Source organism: Pseudomonas sp. C32, assembly GCF_030417915.1.
GTDB lineage: Bacteria > Pseudomonadota > Gammaproteobacteria > Pseudomonadales > Pseudomonadaceae > Aquipseudomonas.
On the sequence record NZ_JAUHUK010000030.1, the window covers coordinates 36,711 to 54,731 of the forward strand.

Below are 18,021 nucleotides of genomic sequence, written 5' to 3' on the forward strand. Positions count from 1 at the left end.
GAATGGCGACTTCTGTCGAGCGGCTGGCTGTTCCCCCTGAACTCTTTCACCACAGTGGGGATAGCATCATTTTTTGATCCGGCGTGATTGCCACGCAATCACGCTCGTTCAAGCCAGGCACGGGCAATTTCTTCGCGCGTGGCAAACCAGACACCGCCGTGTTGCTTGGCAAACTCGATAAATTGCTTGATCGCCCTTACCCGCCCGGGACGGCCCACCATACGTGGGTGCAGTCCAATCGACATCATGCGGGGTCCGTCAGCCGACTCCTCATAAAGGACCTCGAAGCTTTCTTTCATGTATTCGAAAAAGTCCGATGCCTGCGAAAGCCCCGGAGAATTCCAGTAGCGGAAATCGTTCACGTCGGCGGTGTAAGGCACCACCAAGTGACGCTTACCTTCAACCTCGACAAAGTAGGGAACGTCGTCGTTGTAGGCATCGGAATCGTAGAGAAAACCGCCCTCTTCCGCGACCAGCCGTCGGGTGTTGACGCTGGCGCCATAGCGGCAATACCAGCCCACAGGGCGTTTGCCACAGGTGCGCTCGAACGACTCGATTGCCAGGCGCATGTGCTCACGCTCCTGTTCTTCGGTCAGGCGAAACACTTCCTCCCAGCGATATCCGTGGCTGCAAATTTCATGACCACCGGCTACCGCCGCACGGGCGACATCGGGGTTCTGCTCAAACGCCACTGCGCAGGCATGAAACGTCGCCCGAACCGATTGCTGGTCGAGAATATCCAGAATTCGCCAGATTCCGACGCGGGAACCGTACTCGTACATCGATTCCATTGCCAGATTGCGGGTGCCGTCGGGTATGGCGTAACTGCCCCATTCGGTCATCGACTCCTGGTCCGGGTCGCCCATGGCCAGCGAACGCTCGGAACCTTCTTCGTAGTTGATGACGAGGCTGACGGCCAAACGCGCACCATTTGGCCAAGTGCCTTGAGGGCGTTTTTTACCGTAACCGATCAAATCGCGGGCAGGTGAAACCATCGGAATGTACTCCTGAAATTCTGACTATTGGATCAAGGGTAAAAACAGGGGTTTAACAGTCGATATCGTTCAACCGGTCATGACTCAGGGAACCCCACTCCCGAAACGCCAGCCCCATGGCCAGGGTTTGGGCAATGCAGAACGAAGCTGTGAGAGAACGAAAGCCCAGCAATTCGGCGTCGTTGACCTCAATCACCGTATCGGCCATCTGCCCGATAGGACTCAGAACGCTGTCAGTGATCGCCACCAGCGTCACACCCGCCTCCCGTGCCTGGCGACAGGCTTCAACGGTGTCATGGGCGTACGGCGGGAAGCTTATAGCTATCAACAAATCATCATCGGCTATGGCACTGACCTGCTCCGGCAACGTGCCGCCAGCACCGCTGATGTGCACGGTACGTTGACCAATGCGGCTCAATGCATAACTGAGGTACGCCGCCACCGGAAACGCGCGACGCATGCCGATCACGAAGGTGGTACGAGCCACTTGCAGATGGGCGATCGCGGCTTCGATATTGGCCTGTTCGCCGCCTTCAGCCAGGTGTTCCAGAGAAACGATGTTGGCCTGGCTGAACTCCCGCAAAATCCCGCCGACGTCACTCGGGTCCTCCAGCAACGTCTCACCGCCATAGTGCCGAATACGTTCGCTGTGGGTGTCGGCAACCTGTTGCAGCGGTGCGCGAAACAATCGTTGCAAGTCCTTGAAACCTGAAAACCCAAGGGCCTGAGCCAGCCGAATATAAGCGGAAGGCGCGATGCTTGAACGCTTACCCAGTTCGGCCACCGTATTGAGTGCAACCTCATGCGGGTTGTCGATCAGGAATCGTGCAGCATCGCGCAGGCGACCTGTCAGTTGTTCGTGCTGGGCCGCAATACTGTCACGCAGCTCTGCAAGGGTTTCAGGTAAGGCCATGATCAAGGCTCGTCAAAATGGAAGTGTGTACGCCGGTCAACGCAACGCATTGATGGTTTGATCCAGCGCCGTGATGAGGCGGTCGACTTCTTCCAGCGTGTTGTAATGCGCCAACGACACCCGCACTACCCCACCAAACTGGGCAAGCCCAAGGGCTTCGATAAGGCTCCGCGCATAGAAGTCACCAAAACGAATGCCGATCCGGTGCTCATCGACCCTGCGCACAACAAACTCCGAGCGAATGCCTTCAACCACGAAACTGATGGTTGGCACTCGATTGGGGGTATGCGCTTTGCCAATGATCCGAACACCCTCGCGCTGGCGCAAAAACGCCAGTAGACGCTCGGCGAGCAAATCTTCCTGCACCTCGAAGGCATCGAACGCAGCCTGCATGCACTGGCGCTCGCTGCCTTGTGCTCCAAGCCGGGTGCCGATGTCGAGCAAGTAGTCGGTAATGCCAATGCAGCCGAATGACAACTCGTAGTTGACGTTGCCCGGCTGCAATTTGTAAGGCACAACGTCCTGGCCGATGAAAAAGTGATTGAGGCTCGGCAACTCCAGCAACAAATTACGGCGCCCCCAGAGCACGGCAAAGTGCGGGCCGAACGTTTTATAGAAGCTATAGACGTAGAAATCGGCGTCGCTGGCCTGAACATCGACCAGACGGTGTGGCGCATAAGCGACGGCGTCCACGCACAGCTTGGCGCCCACCGCATGGACACGCCGCGCAACCTCGGCGACGGGATTGACCGAGCCGAGAATGTTCGAGGTGTGGGTCATCGCAACATAGCGGGTTTTGTCATTGAGCAAGACCTGCAGGTCATCGAGCTCCAGCTCACAACTGTCGAGATTGACCTGCCACACGCGCAAGGTCGCACCACGGCTTTCGCACAGTTTGACCCATGGGCCGATGTTGGCCTCGTGATCGCAATTGGTGACGATAATTTCATCACCCGGAACGATTGACGGGGCGATGGCGCGACACAAAATTTGCAACAAGTGGGTGGTCGAGCCGCCCATGATCACTTCTTCGGGATGTTCAGCATTGATCAACTGCATGACCGAGTGGCGCGCCTGCATCACTCGCTCGCCAGCGACAACGGAAGGCTGGTAAGAAGCGCCCAGTTGCACACTGTTGTTCAGCAGGTAATCACAGACCCGCCCAGCCACGGTGCCCAGTACCATCGAACCACCGGCGTTATCCATGTAGACATAACCATCGGCCAGTGCTGGAAATTGCTTGCGAACATAATCGATATCGAGAGGATTCACTCTACTTTCTCCAGCCTGAGTCAATGGTGCAAGATGGCCTGAAGGAACGCTTGTGTGCGAGGTTCCTTAGGTGCGGTAAAAAACGGTTCCGGGATGTTCTGCTCAACAATGCGTCCACTTTCCATGAAGATCACCCGGTCGGCGACCCGACGGGCAAAGCCCATTTCGTGAGTGACCACGACCATCGTGACGCCGGAGCGAGCAAGGTTCTGCATGACATCGAGGACCTCGCCAACCATTTCCGGGTCCAGTGCCGACGTCGGTTCGTCGAATAGAATTGCGCGAGGTTCCATGGCCATGGTGCGGGCAATAGCAACACGCTGCTGTTGGCCGCCAGACAATTGGCTCGGGTATTTGTGCGCGTGATCGCCCATACCGACCTTCACCAATAGCTCCTTGGCCCTGGCGTGCGCGTCACGCCGACTCAACCCGCGAACACGGATCGGCGCCAGCGACACATTGTCGAGCACAGTGAGGTGCGGATAGAGGTTGAAACTCTGAAACACCATGCCCACTTCACTACGGATGGCGCTCAGTCGCGGACCGTTTTCAACCCGCTCACCCCCTACACGAATATCGCCTTGTTGGTAGTCTTCAAGCAGATTGATGCAGCGAATCAAGGTCGATTTTCCCGAACCTGACGGGCCAAGAATGACCACCACTTCACCCTCTTCAACCTGCAGGTTGATATCGCTTAACGCCTTGAAGTTGCCGTAGTACTTGTCGAGTTTTTCAATGTCGATCAACGTGCTCATGCAGTTTTTCCTCCAGAGGCATTACGCCGCTCAACCCAGCTGACCATCTGCACCAACGGCAACAGCAGCAACAGGTACAGCAAGGCAGCCCCTACCAGCGGTGTCGGGTTGGCCGCCAGTGCCTGAGCCTGGGTGGCCTGCTTTAGCAAGTCAGGCATCGCAACCACCGAGGCAAGCGCGGTGTCTTTCATGACGTTGATGCAATTGCTGGTCATGGGCGGCATTACGATGCGAATGGCCTGCGGCAAAACGACGTCGCGCATGGTGTTGAAAAAGCTCATGCCCTGAGAAGCCGATGCTTCGAACTGGCCACGGGGAATGGCTTCGATGCCCGAACGAAAAATCTCCGCACTGTAGGCGCATGAGACCAAAGAGAGTGCACTGGCAGCAGCAGCAAAAGACGACAGTCGAATGCCGACAAAAGGCAGCGCGTAATAGATCAGCACCAGCAAAACCAGCAACGGAATGGAGCGCATGATATCGATGTAGATGCGCGCAAGTGCTCGAACAGGTGCGTAGGAGTACAACCGCAGCAACGCCAGCAAAAGCCCGCCCACCAAGCCCAGGGCAATACTCACCACCCCCAGCACAATGGTCACGCCCAGACCGCGCATCATCAGCGGAAGCGACTCGACGAGTACGTTCCAGTTAAAAAATGTCTGCAAAAGATCCATGGGATACCTCGGTCATTACAAGTGGCGAACAGGTGTCGCCACTTACATGCAGCATCGGCAGGGCTTACTTGAGGACCGCGGTCACTTTCATGGTGCTCGAATCCTTATCGGCTTCGGTGCCAAACCACTGTTTGTGGATCTTTCCAAGTGTGCCGTCTTCTTTCATCTTGCTGATGATGTCGTTGACCTGATCAGTCATTGCCCAGCCTTTGGCGTGCATCAGCGAGTAACGTTCACCGGTGGGAATACGCGCGACGATGGTGTATTGCGGCTTGTCCTTGATGTAGTAGAGCAGCGCCGGAATATCGCTGAGGTAGCCATCGATGCGCCCGGACGCCAGGTCAAGCATCGCTGGCGAAAGCCCTTCGTATCGCGAGACATCGGCGAACTTGTATTCGTCCTTGTGTTGGCCGATCCACATGTCGCCGGTCGAGCCGGTATCGACGCCAACCACTTTGCCGTTCATGTCGGTCAGGCTCTTGACCTTGGACGTGGTCAGTGCGGTGAGGGACTGATCACTGTCAAAGTAAGGCTGTGCGAAGGCAACCGATTCCAGGCGTTTCGGGGTGATGGTGATGGATGAGATAGCGATGTCAACACGCTTCGATTGCACGGCACTGAACAGGCCGTTGAAGGGAATATTGACGAACTCGACGCTTTTTCCGGCTCGTTTGGCGACCTCTTTTACGACATCAACTTCGAAGCCGACAAACTCACCTTTGGAATCCTGAAATTCCCAAGGCACGTTGCCCACGTTAGCACCTACGGTCCAGTCCGCGGCCCAGGCTGGCAGTGCAACTGCGGCGGTCATGAACAATCCCAACATCACTTTCGCTTTCATGTTTGCTCCCGATTGTTTGTTTTTTAGGTGCTAACAGCGGTTGATCTCGTACAACTAGGGACGAGAGTAAATCACTGGAGTATTTATTTCAATGCCTTTTATCTGTGGATTTTTTACTCCAAAATCGTCTTCAGCTTTCCTTAAACGTCACGTCCAAAAGGCTAGTTACGGTCAGAACCCTCGTAAATCATTGCGATACGGCTGTCGCGCTGGGTCTGCTTCCAGGGTTTAGCGTCGCGGAGCGAGTGAGGGAAAACGCCCTAACGGCCCGAAAACAAGGCGTCAGGCAAGACCATCTGACATGCGAAAAAATGCTGCTCTCCAATCGAAGGGCGCCTCGCTCCAGCCTCTCTTTAATAGACTTGAGGAACGATGAGTTCCGGTGGCGTCGGACTGCGGGAGTAATCCTCCTGTCTTACGCGTTGCGGTAGTTCGATCACCGGTAACTCTACTTCTTCATAGGGCATCTGCCCGAGCAGGTGGTGGATGCAGTTAAGTCTTGCTTTCTTCTTATCATCGGCTTGCACCACCCACCATGGCGCTTCGGCGATGTGGGTGCGTTCCAGCATTACTTCCTTGGCCTTGGTATAGGCTTCCCAGCGCCGACGGGACTCCAGATCCATTGGGCTGAGTTTCCACTGCTTGAGCGGGTCGTGAATGCGACTGAGAAAGCGCAGGTGCTGTTCCTGGTCGGAAATGGAGAACCAATATTTGATTAGCTGAATGCCGGAGCGTGCAAGCATTCTTTCGAACTCTGGCACAGTGCGGAAGAACTCTTCGTACTGATCGGCGTTGCAAAAACCCATCACCTGTTCGACGCCTGCGCGATTGTACCAACTACGGTCGAAGAGCACGATCTCACCCGCTGCCGGCAGGTGTGAGACGTAGCGCTGGAAGTACCACTGAGTACGTTCGCGGTCATTGGGTGCAGGCAACGCGGCAACTCGACACACGCGAGGATTGAGCCGTTGGGTAATGCGCTTGATGACACCACCTTTGCCCGCGGCATCACGACCTTCGAACAGAATGACTACTTTGTGGCCTGTCTTTACCACCCAGCTTTGCAGCTTCACCAATTCGCCTTGCAGGCGGAATAGTTCGCTGAAATAAACTCTTCGAGCTTCCTTCTCACTTCCTTCCTCTACCTGCTCATCGAACAGAGCATTCAGGTCAGTGCCGTCTTCGGATAATTCCAGTTCCAGCTCTTCGTCACTGTGATCAAGCAGCTCGCGGCGGATGCGCTGTATCAGTGTGTCTTCGGTTGATAGCATAGGAGCAACTCGCGTCGGGAAGGGCCTGACTCAGTGTTAGTCGTACTTGGTTACGAAGTAATTACAAAAACTTTTGCTTCAAAGCAGGCCCGTATCAAGGGCGGCTACGGGTGCAAGGCGATATCGAGCTGGCAGACAAGTCAATCAGCGAGATCTTGTGCCATCGGACTTTCATAAAGGCGTAACAAGATTGTTGCAGAGTTTCGGAGCCCGCTATCACAAGGAGTTCCTTCGATGAAAAATTTGATGAAGTCTGTTGCGCTCGCCATTACGGTTTCTCTTTGTGCAACCTCAGTGTCTTTCGCTGCTGAAAGCGTTCGACTGACAGGTTCCGGCGCCAGTTTTCCGGCTCCGATTTACCTCACTTGGTTCAAGGATTTCAGCAAGAAAACCGCTGGCGTCACCGTGGATTATCAATCCAAGGGCAGCGGTGCAGGTGTGCAGGACTTTTTGAACAAAACGGTCGATTTCGCCGCCAGCGACTCGGCGATGAAAGACGAGGACATCGCCAAGGTTGCCGAAGGCGCGCAGTTGCTGCCGATGACAGCGGGTGAAATCGTCCTGGCCTATAACCTGCCAGGCAGTCCTAAAGGGCTGAAATTGCCACGCGATGTTTACTCCAACATCTTCCTGGGCAAGATCACCCAATGGAATGACCCGCAGATCGTCGCGGCCAACCCGGAGCTGAAACTGCCTGCTACACCGATCACCGTTGTCGTGCGTGCAGATTCCAGCGGCACCACCGCGGTATTCACCAAGCACTTGGCGGCAATCAACCCGGCGTTCAAGCAGGAGTTAGGTGAAGGCAACACCGTCAACTGGCCAGCCAGCGACAAATTCATCAAATCGCCTAAAAACGATGGCGTGACCGCTACCGTACGTCAGACCCCGGGCGCCATTGGCTACATCGAGTACGGCTTCGCCAAGTTGGCCAAGGTCGACTTTGCCCAATTGCAGAACAAGGCCGGTCACTACGTTGTGCCGAATGCCGAGAGCGGTGCCGAAGCTCTGGCTGCGGTGAAGATGCCTGAAAGCCTGGTGGCCTGGCTGCCTGATCCGGATGGCGCCAAGTCCTACCCGATCACTTCCTACACCTGGATGATCTTCCGCAAGCAGAACGAAAGCCCGGCCAAGGCCAAAGCCATGCGTGAAATGGTTGAGTACAGCCTGACTGAAGGTCAGAAAATCGCCGATTCGATGGGCTACATCCCCCTGCCGCAATCGGTCGTCGATCAGGTTCGCAAAGCTTCCGCCAACATCCAGTGACGCTCGCGAGACCTCTCGGCGTGTGCTTCCAGCCTCGCCGAGAGCGTTCTCCCCTACGCCGGAATAGCCCATGAACAAGCCATTTGTCGTACCGGTCAATCCGGATTCCGCCTGCCGTCCACCGTCTGCAAAGGATTTTCTGGTTGATCGCACCTTCCGCGCACTGGCGCGCATCGGTGTGGTTCTCGTTCTGGCGCTGGTCTTTGCCTTGGTGTTCGAGGTGGGACGCAAAGCACTTCCAGGCATGGAGAAACACGGTTTTGACGTCCTTTTGGGAACCGTGTGGGACGTGAACCAGGGCAAGTACGGCATCCTGCCGGCCATTTGGGGCACGCTCTACAGCGCCTTCATCGCCTTGATGATCGCAGGCTTTTTCGGCGTCAGCATGGCGATTTTCCTGACCCAGGATTTCCTGCCCGCGAAACTGGCGGCCGTTTTTCGCACCATTGTCGAATTGCTCGCGGCCATTCCCAGCGTCGTTTATGGCCTGTGGGGCATCTACGTGGTGATCCCGGCCATTCGTCCCCTCACGGATTGGCTGAACAGTGAACTTGGCTGGATCCCCTTTTTCGGCACGACCTTGAGTGGCCCGGGGCTGTTACCTGCCGCGCTGGTGCTTGCCATCATGATTCTGCCGACCATTGCCGCTGTTTCGCAGGATGCCCTCACCGGCGTTCCGATGAAAACCAAGCAGGCGGCCTATGGCATGGGAACCACCCACTGGGAAGCGATTCTCAAGGTCATGGTGCCCTCCGCTGCCACCGGCATTTTTGGCTCGCTGGTGCTGGGTCTGGGTCGGGCCTTGGGTGAAACGATGGCCCTGGCCATGTTGGTAGGCAACTCGAACAACATTTCCCTTTCTCTGTTTGCACCCGCCAACACGCTCGCGGCCTTGTTGGCGCTGAACTTCCCCGAGGCGGGACCGACCGAGATCGAGGTGTTGATGTATGCAGCACTGGTCCTGATGCTGATCACCCTGATCGTGAACGTCATCGGCTCCATGATCATGGTCTATGCCCAGCGTGGTACTAAATGATGACTGACATCACTTCTTCGACAGCCGCTTTGCCCAGTCTGCAGCGCAAGTTTGAAGGACGCGCCCTGCGCAGCCTGGTGTTAACTACGCTGGTCTGGGCTGGCGCCCTGCTGGCCAGCGTGCCCCTGATTTCCGTGCTCTACATGCTGATCACACGTGGTGGTGCCCGCCTCAGCGTAGAGGTGTTCACCGAACTGCCGCCGACCGGCTTCGAGACGGGTGGCGGCTTCGGCAACGCGATGGCAGGCACCTTCGTTATGGTCGGTATCGCCGCTGCCATCGCGGTTCCGGTCGGCATCATGGCGGCCATCTTTCTGGCTGAGCTTGGGCCGGACAGCAAGCTGGCCAACGCCGCGCGCTTTGCCGCCAAGATGCTCACCGGATTGCCTTCGATTTTGGCGGGGGTTTTTGCCTACGCCCTGGTGGTGATGACCACGGGCACCTACTCGGCACCGGCAGGTGGCGTGGCGCTGGCAGTATTGATGCTGCCCATCGTTGTGCTGACGGCTGAAGAATCGATGAGGATGGTGCCCAAGATCATGAAGGATGCTGCCTACGGTATGGGCTGCACCCGATCGCAGGTGATCTGGAAAATCGTACTGCCTACCGGCCTGCCAGCGATCCTGACCGGCGTGATGCTGGCGGTGGCCCGTGCAGCCGGCGAAACCGCGCCGCTGTTGTTTACCGCCCTGTTCAGCAATTACTGGATCTACCACGACGGCAGCCTGGCGGTGATGAATCCGACCGCATCGCTCGCCGTACTGATCTACAACTTCTCCGGCATGCCGTTCGACAATCAGCTTGAGCTCGCATGGGCGGCCTCGCTGGTGTTGGTGATGATCGTGCTGATCGTGAATATCGTCAGCCGAATCTTCGGCAAGCCAAAGTTTTAAGAATGGGAGCACATAGTGTGAATGTATTATCTGCGCAAAAAGTTGCCCCGCTCGAGACACAGGTCCCTGTGGTCATGGACTGCAAGCTGGACAAGATTTTCTACGGCAATTTCATGGCGGTGCGTGACAGCCATGTGCCGATCGAAAAAAACAAGATCACCGGATTCATCGGTCCTTCGGGCTGCGGAAAGAGTACCGTACTGCGCAGCCTCAACCGGATGAATGACCTAGTCAAAGGCTTTCGCTTCGAGGGTCATGTGCATTTCCTCGGGCAAGACGTTTATGGCAAGGGCGTTGATCCCGTGGTCGTGCGCCGCTATATCGGGATGGTGTTTCAACAACCAAACCCGTTCTCGATGAGCATCTTCGATAACGTCGCTTTTGGCCTACGCCTCAATCGCTACCAGGGCGATCTGGGCGACCGCGTCAAGCACGCCCTGCAGGGCGCCGCGCTGTGGGATGAAGTCAAGGACAAGCTCAAGGTCAGCGGTCTGTCCCTCTCAGGGGGCCAGCAGCAACGACTCTGTATCGCCCGCGCCATCGCCACCGAACCGGAAGTCCTGTTGCTGGATGAGCCGTGCTCGGCACTCGACCCGATTGCCACCCGCCGCGTCGAGGAATTGATGGTCGAGTTGAAGAAGGATTACACCATCGCTCTGGTCACCCACAATATGCAGCAGGCGATCCGTGTCGCTGACACGACGGCATTTTTCTCGGTGGATATTTCACAGGGCACGCGTACCGGCTATCTGGTTGAGATGGGTCCCACGGCCCAGATATTCGACAATCCGCGCGAGCAAATGACCAGCGATTACATCAGCGGAAAATTCAGCTAGGCAAAAACCGTCCGGTCAGACCGAATGCAGCCAAGGGCCAAACGACATTGGCATGCATTTGGTCGTTTTACCTTCCCACCCCTCTTTCATCAGGATTGCCAATGTCTGCAAAGCGTCGTCTTGATTTGTCTGCGATTGAACGTGCGCTGCGTGAGGTGCAAAGTCGTTTTGCTGAGCTCAGCAGGCACTTCACCGAGCCACGAGATCCCTTGACGGACGAAGTGCTTCAGAACGTGCTTGATGGCTATGCCCTGATTGACGACTACATTGCACGTGGCGTCGACCTGTTTGATCTTCAGCAGTTGAATCTGATGCTGGAGATCAATGCCACGGTCCTGTGCGGTCGAGACCCGGCGCGCCGGCTGGAATTCGCTCAACACCTTGCTGCCACCGAGGAACACTTCTTCAACAACGTGGAGGGTGGAATCAAAGACTTGTTCAATTGGTACAGCGCGTATCGCAGTGAATCAGTCTGGAAGCGTGCCGCGGGTGTGTACGTGCGCATCCTGAGCAAGCCGCAATTGTTCATAGAAGGCAACAACCGCAGTGGGTCGCTCATCGTCAGCTATTTGCTCATGCGCGCAGGTTTACCGCCGTTCGTGCTGACGCTGGAAAACGCCGAGGGCTATTTCAACCCATCCTCAGTCATACGCAACTCCGCCAAGCATGGAATCAAGGCGCTGTACGAACTGCCCAAGATCAAGAAAAAATATGCAGCCTTCCTGGAAGAACAGGCGCCTGATCCAATGAAGTTTTTTCTCAAAGACAAGCCCTTGCCCGTCCATCAGGAAGGCCGTTGATGAGCTGGCATCCAATGCTCGCTAAATGCCGAACTTTCGGCAGCCGTGTATGGCAAGCCATCCAGTGTGCCATCCCGATGCCCGTGTTCAGGCGTCCGCGCATACGGATTTCGTTCGATATCGATGACACGCTGGCCTGCCAACTCCACCAGTGCGCAGTAGAGAAAAACCAGCTGCCGGCCTGTGTCCACCGTTGGCTGGGTGAGCCGTTGCGTATCGGAACACGCTCCCTGACCCGAGAGTTACGTCGCCAGGGCTGCAGTATCTGGGTCTACACGTCATCGGGTCGCACGCCTTCCTACATCCGGCGTTGGCTATTACTTTACGGTATCCGCGTCGACGGCGTGGTCAACAGTGTGCGGCATAACCATGCCCTGACGATGCATGGGCTGTCGAACTCCCCTTCGAAATTTCCGCCAGCATTCGATATCGACTTGCATGTCGATGATTCCGAAGGTGTGCAGATTGAAGGTCATGACCACGGTTTTCGCGTGGTTGTCGTACATCCGGAAGACGAGCGCTGGGCACAGAGAGTCTTGGATGCAGTAGCTGAACTCCAGGCGCAGCTAGCTTGGCAGCAACCGCTCAGACACAAGGCGCCAGCGCAACAACGCTCGGAAGTTTTTTCCTCCTGATTTTTAGTACATCTGAAATATTTAGATCGCTCGCTGAGCGATCACCAATTCACACTGGGCGTAGTTGAGCTCAATTGGAATCGATGAAAAAAACCAGTCAGCATTAGGCAGTCTTTGGCCTTCTGCCTGTATCTACAGTTTTTAAGAACGGTGTTAGATGCCGCTCCAGTACGAAGAGCCGGAACAAAAGCATAGGTTGTGAGCTCTCTTCGGCGTATTCAAAAAAGTCACGTACAAACAAAAACGCCGCTTATTGAGCGGCGTTTTTGCAGCAGGCAATGAAGCTCAGTTGTATGTTACGAGCCTTCGGCGTTACCGCTCCAGGGGCGGTCTCCATTCTCATCCTTGATGCGGGTCGGCAGGCCCATCACGTCCAGCGCCCTGAGGAACGGCATAGCCGGCAGCTCTTCGACGTTGGCCATGCGTTGCACGTCCCACTCGCCGCGGGCGACCAGCAGCGCTGCAGCCACTGGCGGCACGCCAGCCGTATAGGAAATGCCTTGGCTGTCGGTTTCTGCGTAGGCTTCTTCATGGTCGGCCACGTTGTAGATGAACACCTCGCGCGGCTGCCCATCTTTGGTGCCCTTGATCAGGTCGCCGATGCAGGTCTTGCCAGTGTAGCCAGGCGCCAGCGAGCTCGGGTCAGGCAGCACGGCCTTGACCACTTTCAGCGGCACGACTTCCAGGCCTTCGGCGGTCTTGACCGGTTGCTCGGAGAGCAAGCCAAGGTTCCTGAGTACGGTGAACACATTGATGTAGTGCTCGCCGAAGCTCATCCAGAAACGCACGTTGGGCACGTCGAGGTTTTTCGACAGCGAGTGCACTTCATCGTGGCCGGTCAGGTACAGGTTCTGCGCGCCTACGACCGGCAGGTCATCAGTACGCTTGACCTCGAACATAGTGTTGCTGGTCCACTGACTGTTCTGCCAGCTCCAGACCTGTCCGGTGAACTCGCGGAAATTGATTTCCGGGTCGAAATTGGTGGCGAAATACTTGCCATGGGAGCCGGCATTGACGTCGAGAATGTCGATCGAATCAATGCGGTCGAAATACTGTTGTTGTGCCAGCGCCGCATAGGCGTTGACCACACCCGGGTCGAAGCCCACACCGAGAATGGCGGTGATGTTCTTCTCTTGGCATTCCTGCAGGTGGTTCCACTCGTAGTTGCCATACCAGGGCGGCGTCTCGCAGATTTTGCCCGGTTCTTCGTGAATGGCGGTGTCCAGATAGGCCACGCCGGCATCGATGCAGGCGCGCAGCACCGACATGTTTAGGAAAGCGGAACCGACGTTGATGACGATCTGCGATCCGGTTTCGCGGATCAGCGCCTTGGTCGCTTCGACATCCAGGGCGTTCAGCGAGAATGCCTGGATTTCGGCGGGCTGTTTGAGGCTGCCCTTAGCCTTGACGCTGTCGATGATGGCCTGGCATTTGGAGATGTTGCGCGACGCGATAGCGATACGACCAAGTTCGTCGTTGTGCTGCGCGCACTTGTGGGCCACCACCTTGGCGACACCTCCTGCACCAATGATAAGAACGTTCTTTTTCAATTGCTTTACTTCTCCTTTATCTGTCCGTTTCAGGAAAGGCTGGACAGATAGTCTTCAAAATCGAATTGACGAACCACCTCGACGGTACCGTCGAGTTGTTTCACTGCGATGGACGGCATTTTCAGGCCGTTGAACCAGTTCTTCTTGACCATGGTGTAGCCCGCGGTATCGACGAACGACAGGCGGTCGCCGATGGCCAGCGGTTTATCAAACTGATACTCGCCGAAGATGTCCCCGGCCAGGCACGACTTGCCGCACACCATGTAGGTATGCTCGCCGTCGCTCGGCGCCAATTTGGCGTTGAGGCGGTAGATCAGCAGGTCCAGCAAGTGGGCTTCGATGGAGCTGTCCACCACCGCCAGGTGCTTGCCATTGTACAGGGTGTCGAGCACGGTCACTTCCAGCGAGGCACTGTTAGTGATCGCCGCTTCGCCCGGCTCCAGGTAAACCTGCACGCCATATTTTTGCGAGAAGGCCTTGAGCCGCGCGCAGAACGCGTCCAGCGCGTAGCCTTCGCCGGTGAAGTGAATGCCGCCGCCCAGGCTCACCCAGTTGACCTTGTGCAGCAGCTCGCCGAAGCGTTCTTCGATGGTGCACAGCATTTGGTCGAACAGGCCGAAATCGCCGTTCTCACAGTTGTTGTGGAACATGAAGCCAGAGATCTGATCGATCACGCCTTCGATCTTCACCGGGTCCCACTCGCCCAGCCGGCTGAACGGGCGCGCCGGGTCGGCCAGCAGGTAGTCGGAGCTGCTTACTTGCGGGTTGACCCGCAGGCCGCGGACCTTGCCTTGCGAGCGCTCGGCAAAGCGTTGCAGCTGGCTGATGGAGTTGAAGATGATCTTGTCGCTGTTGTCGAGCATCTCTTCGATCTCGTCATCGGCCCAAGCCACGCTGTAGGCGTGGGTCTCGCCTTCGAACTTCTGACGACCGAGCTTGAGCTCGTACAGGGACGACGAGGTGGTGCCGTCCATGTATTGTTGCATCAGGTCGAACACCGACCAGGTCGCGAAGCACTTGAGCGCCAGCAGGGCCTTGGCCCCCGACTGCTCGCGCACATAGGCGATCTTCTGCATGTTGACCAGCAGCTTCTGTTTGTCGATGAGGTAGTACGGCGTTTTGATCATTTCAAGGCCTCCTGCAAGGCCAGCCAAAAAAGGATAGGCATTGTGCCTTCGCTGACTACATATCGAAAGAGCTAGAAGGTACAGCTCACTGAGTCTATATATCCACGTGATTCGAGCGTCCAGAACGTGACTTACTACGACGCGTAACTCACGGATATAAAGGCGAATGCAAGCGAGGGCAGTCAGCTTTAGACAATAGACACTTCATGGCACCAAAAGCGCTTGGTCGATCTCAATAGATGGAATGGCTACTTCCTTGCGTTTACTGGCCAGCCAAATCCTTGTTTTGCTCACATCAAAAATTTGCCCCTGCTCCATCAGTGCCAACACGAGCGCATCGGAAACTCGATAGTGGCCACAGGCGGGACAATCTCTTTCCTCCCACGGGCCACGGCACCGAATGCGTTCAGCGACACCTGCACAAATAAGACAGCTCATGGGATCACCATTGTTTTTTTTCCAGTCTGTACCTATAAGTTGTTGGAAGGTGTAAACAATGAGCAATCGTTCATCGGGTTTATCGGAGCTCTTGGTTCTGATTTTACCAGTGAGCGTATCTTGGAGCAGACGATGTCATTATCTCCCTATGGACCAGGCGCCGGGGATCGGAAAATGGATCTGTGGATACGTTTTTTGATGCAGCGGCTACTGGAGCGACCGCCAGTAGCAAAAGCTAAACGTATGGCTGCGTTGTGCAGCAATTTTGCTTGCTGGTAAGTTTTATGAGTGAGCGCAAGCTTTCCTTCAAAGTGAATCGAGAAACTCATTCAGTCCGCTGCTGGCCGCTTGAATCCACATGCCAATAGCGGTCATTGGAATGCAAGTCTAACAACAGTTTGTAGTCGTTTTCACTGAATCCAAGCTCACTGCCTTGTCTTCACTGTGACAAACATTTTGATGCGGTCGTGAATCTCTTGGAGTGCATGGCGGAAAGGCTCATGTTTCTCACTGGTCGTCGGGTCCTCAAAACACCACACGATCACCTCACCGGAGGACGGCATCCGTGAAGCGTCTTCCGAGGATTTATCACACAGTGTGATCACGTAGTGAAACTGCTGCCCGTCAAATTCATTAATCGATTTGCTACGCAGACCGTTGGTCTCTATGCCGATATGTTCGAGAGATTCTACGGTTCGAGGATCAACCTCACCGGGCTCAAGGCCAGCGCTGAAAGCTTCGAAGCTTGAAGAGTCAGTGTGGCGAAGCATAGCCTCGGCCAGCAACGAACGGACGTCATTTTTAGCGCAGACAAACAGCACCCGAATTTTGTCAGCCATTTCTTTCTCCTCGCTCGAACAGTGATCCGAGAAAACGCCCTGTTCAGTTAAGCAGCGTTTTGATCGCCCACCTTCAAGTCGATAGAATGCATTATTTCCAGATCTTTCAATTCTCGGCAGCCGCCGGCCGTAACAGTAGCGTTCACTCAGTTGCCGCCTCCAGCACATGCAAGAGATCAACGAACTGGCCTGTCAGCTTGTGATGCCTGTCGAGGTAGATCAAGGGCAAGCACCGCTCATGAGATTCACGCATCTTGACCGAGCTGCTGAGATACACCGGAAGAATCGGCAGCCCTTCCCCGATGAGTTCCTCGACCAGATTGCGGTGAACGCCAGTGGTGCTGACGTAGTGATTGATGACAATTCCTTCAACGGCCAGTGATTCATTATGGTCAGCCTGAAGTTCGGTTTCCTGTGCCAGCACCTGGTACAACGCTTGGCGAGCGAAGGTATCGCAATCAAATGGAATCAAAACCGCATCGGCGGCGATGAGCGCACTGAACGCATAGAAATTCATCGCCGGCGGCGTATCGATGTAAATCCGGTCGTAGTCTTGTGAAATGTCATCCAACAGCCGGCGCAGCTTGTTTATCTTGAACTTCGCTTCCAGCTTGGGCTGTAAATCCGAAAGCTCGTGGCTGGCAGTGATGAGGTGAAGATTGTCGTAGGGTGTCTCAACGATATGAGCGCGACATTTTTTGGCTGCCGGCCCAGAAGACAGCGTTTGCTTGAAAAAGTCCGCAATACCCACCGAAATATCATCCCCGGTCAGGCCGGTGAGGTAATACGTGGAGTTGGCCTGGGCGTCCAGGTCGACAACCAGCGTCCGGTACACACCGCAGTAGCGGCGCCGCTCAATGCCGTTGTCCTGTGAGTTAGCAGCGGATTTGGCACCGACCAGGACCTTGCAAGAGATTCCGAGCTGACCGCTAGAAGCCGCGGCCGACGGATCTTTCGAGGGTTCAGCGGCACTCAATCGGTGCCAACTACCTGCAAAATGGTTTGTCACCAAAACAGCAAGAAGTCGGGTGAATTTGCGGTCTGTTTGGCACTGCGGTTGGGGCCCAAAAACGTCGAATTTGGAGGTATAGGTCAGGCTCTCGGACGCGATGGTTTGATTCCAAATCGGCCCCTGGGCCTTGTGATCAAAGGGTCGTCAGAAGGCCCACAGCCCGTCAGCAATCAATTCGAATAGGATGCGCCCTCCCCGCGCTCTGTTCCGTTTCCCTAGCGCACAATCGGAAGTCCGGCTTTCGCTGCTTCCGTTTGTCTTCAAAGGCACGGCCCGCGTGACGTACAGCCGGTTTCGCTGATTTAGGATGGTGACCTTTAAGAACGAAGAATCGGAACTGAGCTTCCAGGGTTTAGCGCCGCGGAGCCCTGAGGAAAAACGCCCTAATCGCCCGGAAACAGTGCGCTTTCCAAGGCTATCTGACATGCGAAAAAGCTGAGAAAGGAAGAGAATTATCAAACAGGATTGGTGCCAAAGGCAGCGCGAAAAAGGGCCAAAAACGGCGTGAACTCACACTTTGTATCAGCCAAAGATTCCACCCAGAGCCAGTCGTTTTGTAGGGGTAAAAACGATAAAAAATAAAAAAGGGTCGCGAGATAAAATCTCGCAACCCTTTGAATTATATGGTCGGGACGGAGTGATTCGAACACTCTACCCCTAGCCCCCCATAAAGGTGATTTATAATCCAGCAACGTCCTTCAAGATCCAAGACACTTGCCTAAAACCCCGTATTTATTGACTTTACTTGCTTACACTGTCCATTGGCATCCGTTAACATCCCCCTAAAGCGCATCTCAATTCACTACCAATTCACTACCAAGAGTAAGTGCATGGCCAACATTACAGATAGGGCAATGAAGGCCAAGCC

General features: G+C 55.5%; 18 protein-coding genes. 6 read left to right on the forward strand and 12 right to left on the reverse strand.

What is annotated here, in order from left to right; translation table 11 throughout:
* Positions 1 to 98: 98 nt before the first annotated feature.
* The 7 genes from QYH43_RS25310 to ppk2 all read right to left on the reverse strand — a co-directional run bounded on the left by QYH43_RS25310 (position 99) and on the right by ppk2 (position 6,721).
* Positions 99 to 995, reverse strand: a complete 897-nt coding sequence (locus QYH43_RS25310) for an allantoinase PuuE (protein ID WP_095057968.1) — start codon at positions 993 to 995, stop codon at positions 99 to 101.
* A gap of 52 nt (positions 996 to 1,047) precedes the next feature.
* Positions 1,048 to 1,908, reverse strand: coding sequence for a MurR/RpiR family transcriptional regulator (locus tag QYH43_RS25315; RefSeq protein ID WP_095057969.1), 861 nt, complete (start codon positions 1,906 to 1,908; stop codon positions 1,048 to 1,050).
* A gap of 36 nt (positions 1,909 to 1,944) precedes the next feature.
* On the reverse strand, positions 1,945 to 3,180 hold the full coding sequence (locus QYH43_RS25320) for a cysteine desulfurase-like protein (protein ID WP_301158363.1): 1,236 nt from the start codon (positions 3,178 to 3,180) through the stop codon (positions 1,945 to 1,947).
* A 20-nt stretch (positions 3,181 to 3,200) separates the two neighbouring features.
* Positions 3,201 to 3,935, reverse strand: coding sequence for an amino acid ABC transporter ATP-binding protein (locus QYH43_RS25325; protein ID WP_095057971.1), 735 nt, complete (start codon positions 3,933 to 3,935; stop codon positions 3,201 to 3,203).
* A complete protein-coding gene (locus tag QYH43_RS25330) occupies positions 3,932 to 4,609 on the reverse strand; it encodes an amino acid ABC transporter permease (RefSeq protein ID WP_095057972.1) in 678 nt (225 codons plus the stop codon). Before QYH43_RS25330 ends, QYH43_RS25325 begins: the two co-directional genes overlap by 4 nt.
* 64 nt (positions 4,610 to 4,673) lie before the next feature.
* Positions 4,674 to 5,450, reverse strand: a complete 777-nt coding sequence (locus QYH43_RS25335) for a transporter substrate-binding domain-containing protein (protein ID WP_095057973.1) — start codon at positions 5,448 to 5,450, stop codon at positions 4,674 to 4,676.
* A 353-nt stretch (positions 5,451 to 5,803) separates the two neighbouring features.
* Positions 5,804 to 6,721, reverse strand: coding sequence for a polyphosphate kinase 2 (gene ppk2, locus QYH43_RS25340; RefSeq protein WP_090454573.1), 918 nt, complete (start codon positions 6,719 to 6,721; stop codon positions 5,804 to 5,806).
* A 234-nt stretch (positions 6,722 to 6,955) separates the two neighbouring features.
* On the opposite strand from ppk2, the gene pstS reads away from it, so the two are divergent.
* The 6 genes from pstS (at position 6,956) to QYH43_RS25370 (ending at position 12,187) form a co-directional block, all read left to right on the forward strand.
* On the forward strand, positions 6,956 to 7,987 hold the full coding sequence (pstS, locus tag QYH43_RS25345; protein ID WP_090454571.1) for a phosphate ABC transporter substrate-binding protein PstS: 1,032 nt from the start codon (positions 6,956 to 6,958) through the stop codon (positions 7,985 to 7,987).
* A gap of 70 nt (positions 7,988 to 8,057) precedes the next feature.
* On the forward strand, positions 8,058 to 9,023 hold the full coding sequence (gene pstC, locus QYH43_RS25350) for a phosphate ABC transporter permease subunit PstC (protein WP_090454569.1): 966 nt from the start codon (positions 8,058 to 8,060) through the stop codon (positions 9,021 to 9,023).
* Positions 9,023 to 9,916 (forward strand): phosphate ABC transporter permease PstA, encoded by an 894-nt coding sequence (pstA, locus tag QYH43_RS25355; protein WP_095058097.1) that lies wholly within the window; start codon positions 9,023 to 9,025, stop codon positions 9,914 to 9,916. The genes pstC and pstA overlap by 1 nt, the downstream gene beginning before the upstream one ends.
* Positions 9,917 to 9,990: 74 nt before the next feature.
* Positions 9,991 to 10,752 carry a phosphate ABC transporter ATP-binding protein PstB gene (gene pstB, locus QYH43_RS25360; protein WP_218232072.1) on the forward strand — a complete coding sequence of 254 codons (762 nt, stop codon included), beginning with the start codon at positions 9,991 to 9,993 and terminating at the stop codon, positions 10,750 to 10,752.
* 101 nt (positions 10,753 to 10,853) lie between these two features.
* Positions 10,854 to 11,552 (forward strand): hypothetical protein, encoded by a 699-nt coding sequence (locus QYH43_RS25365; protein ID WP_090454566.1) that lies wholly within the window; start codon positions 10,854 to 10,856, stop codon positions 11,550 to 11,552.
* Positions 11,552 to 12,187 (forward strand): hypothetical protein, encoded by a 636-nt coding sequence (locus QYH43_RS25370; RefSeq protein WP_095057974.1) that lies wholly within the window; start codon positions 11,552 to 11,554, stop codon positions 12,185 to 12,187. The genes QYH43_RS25365 and QYH43_RS25370 overlap by 1 nt, the downstream gene beginning before the upstream one ends.
* A gap of 296 nt (positions 12,188 to 12,483) precedes the next feature.
* On the opposite strand, the gene QYH43_RS25375 is transcribed toward QYH43_RS25370, so the two are convergent.
* From QYH43_RS25375 to QYH43_RS25395, 5 genes are all read right to left on the reverse strand, one after another.
* Positions 12,484 to 13,737 carry a saccharopine dehydrogenase family protein gene (locus tag QYH43_RS25375; RefSeq protein WP_095057975.1) on the reverse strand — a complete coding sequence of 418 codons (1,254 nt, stop codon included), beginning with the start codon at positions 13,735 to 13,737 and terminating at the stop codon, positions 12,484 to 12,486.
* Positions 13,738 to 13,766: 29 nt separating this feature from the next.
* Positions 13,767 to 14,864 (reverse strand): carboxynorspermidine decarboxylase, encoded by a 1,098-nt coding sequence (locus QYH43_RS25380; RefSeq protein WP_090454561.1) that lies wholly within the window; start codon positions 14,862 to 14,864, stop codon positions 13,767 to 13,769.
* A gap of 204 nt (positions 14,865 to 15,068) precedes the next feature.
* Positions 15,069 to 15,302 (reverse strand): hypothetical protein, encoded by a 234-nt coding sequence (locus QYH43_RS25385; RefSeq protein ID WP_095058098.1) that lies wholly within the window; start codon positions 15,300 to 15,302, stop codon positions 15,069 to 15,071.
* 425 nt (positions 15,303 to 15,727) lie between these two features.
* Positions 15,728 to 16,141 carry an arsenate reductase ArsC gene (locus tag QYH43_RS25390; protein WP_090454558.1) on the reverse strand — a complete coding sequence of 138 codons (414 nt, stop codon included), beginning with the start codon at positions 16,139 to 16,141 and terminating at the stop codon, positions 15,728 to 15,730.
* 142 nt (positions 16,142 to 16,283) lie between these two features.
* Positions 16,284 to 17,000, reverse strand: a complete 717-nt coding sequence (locus QYH43_RS25395) for a ParA family protein (protein WP_367316918.1) — start codon at positions 16,998 to 17,000, stop codon at positions 16,284 to 16,286.
* Between the last annotated feature and the right edge of the window lie 1,021 nt (positions 17,001 to 18,021).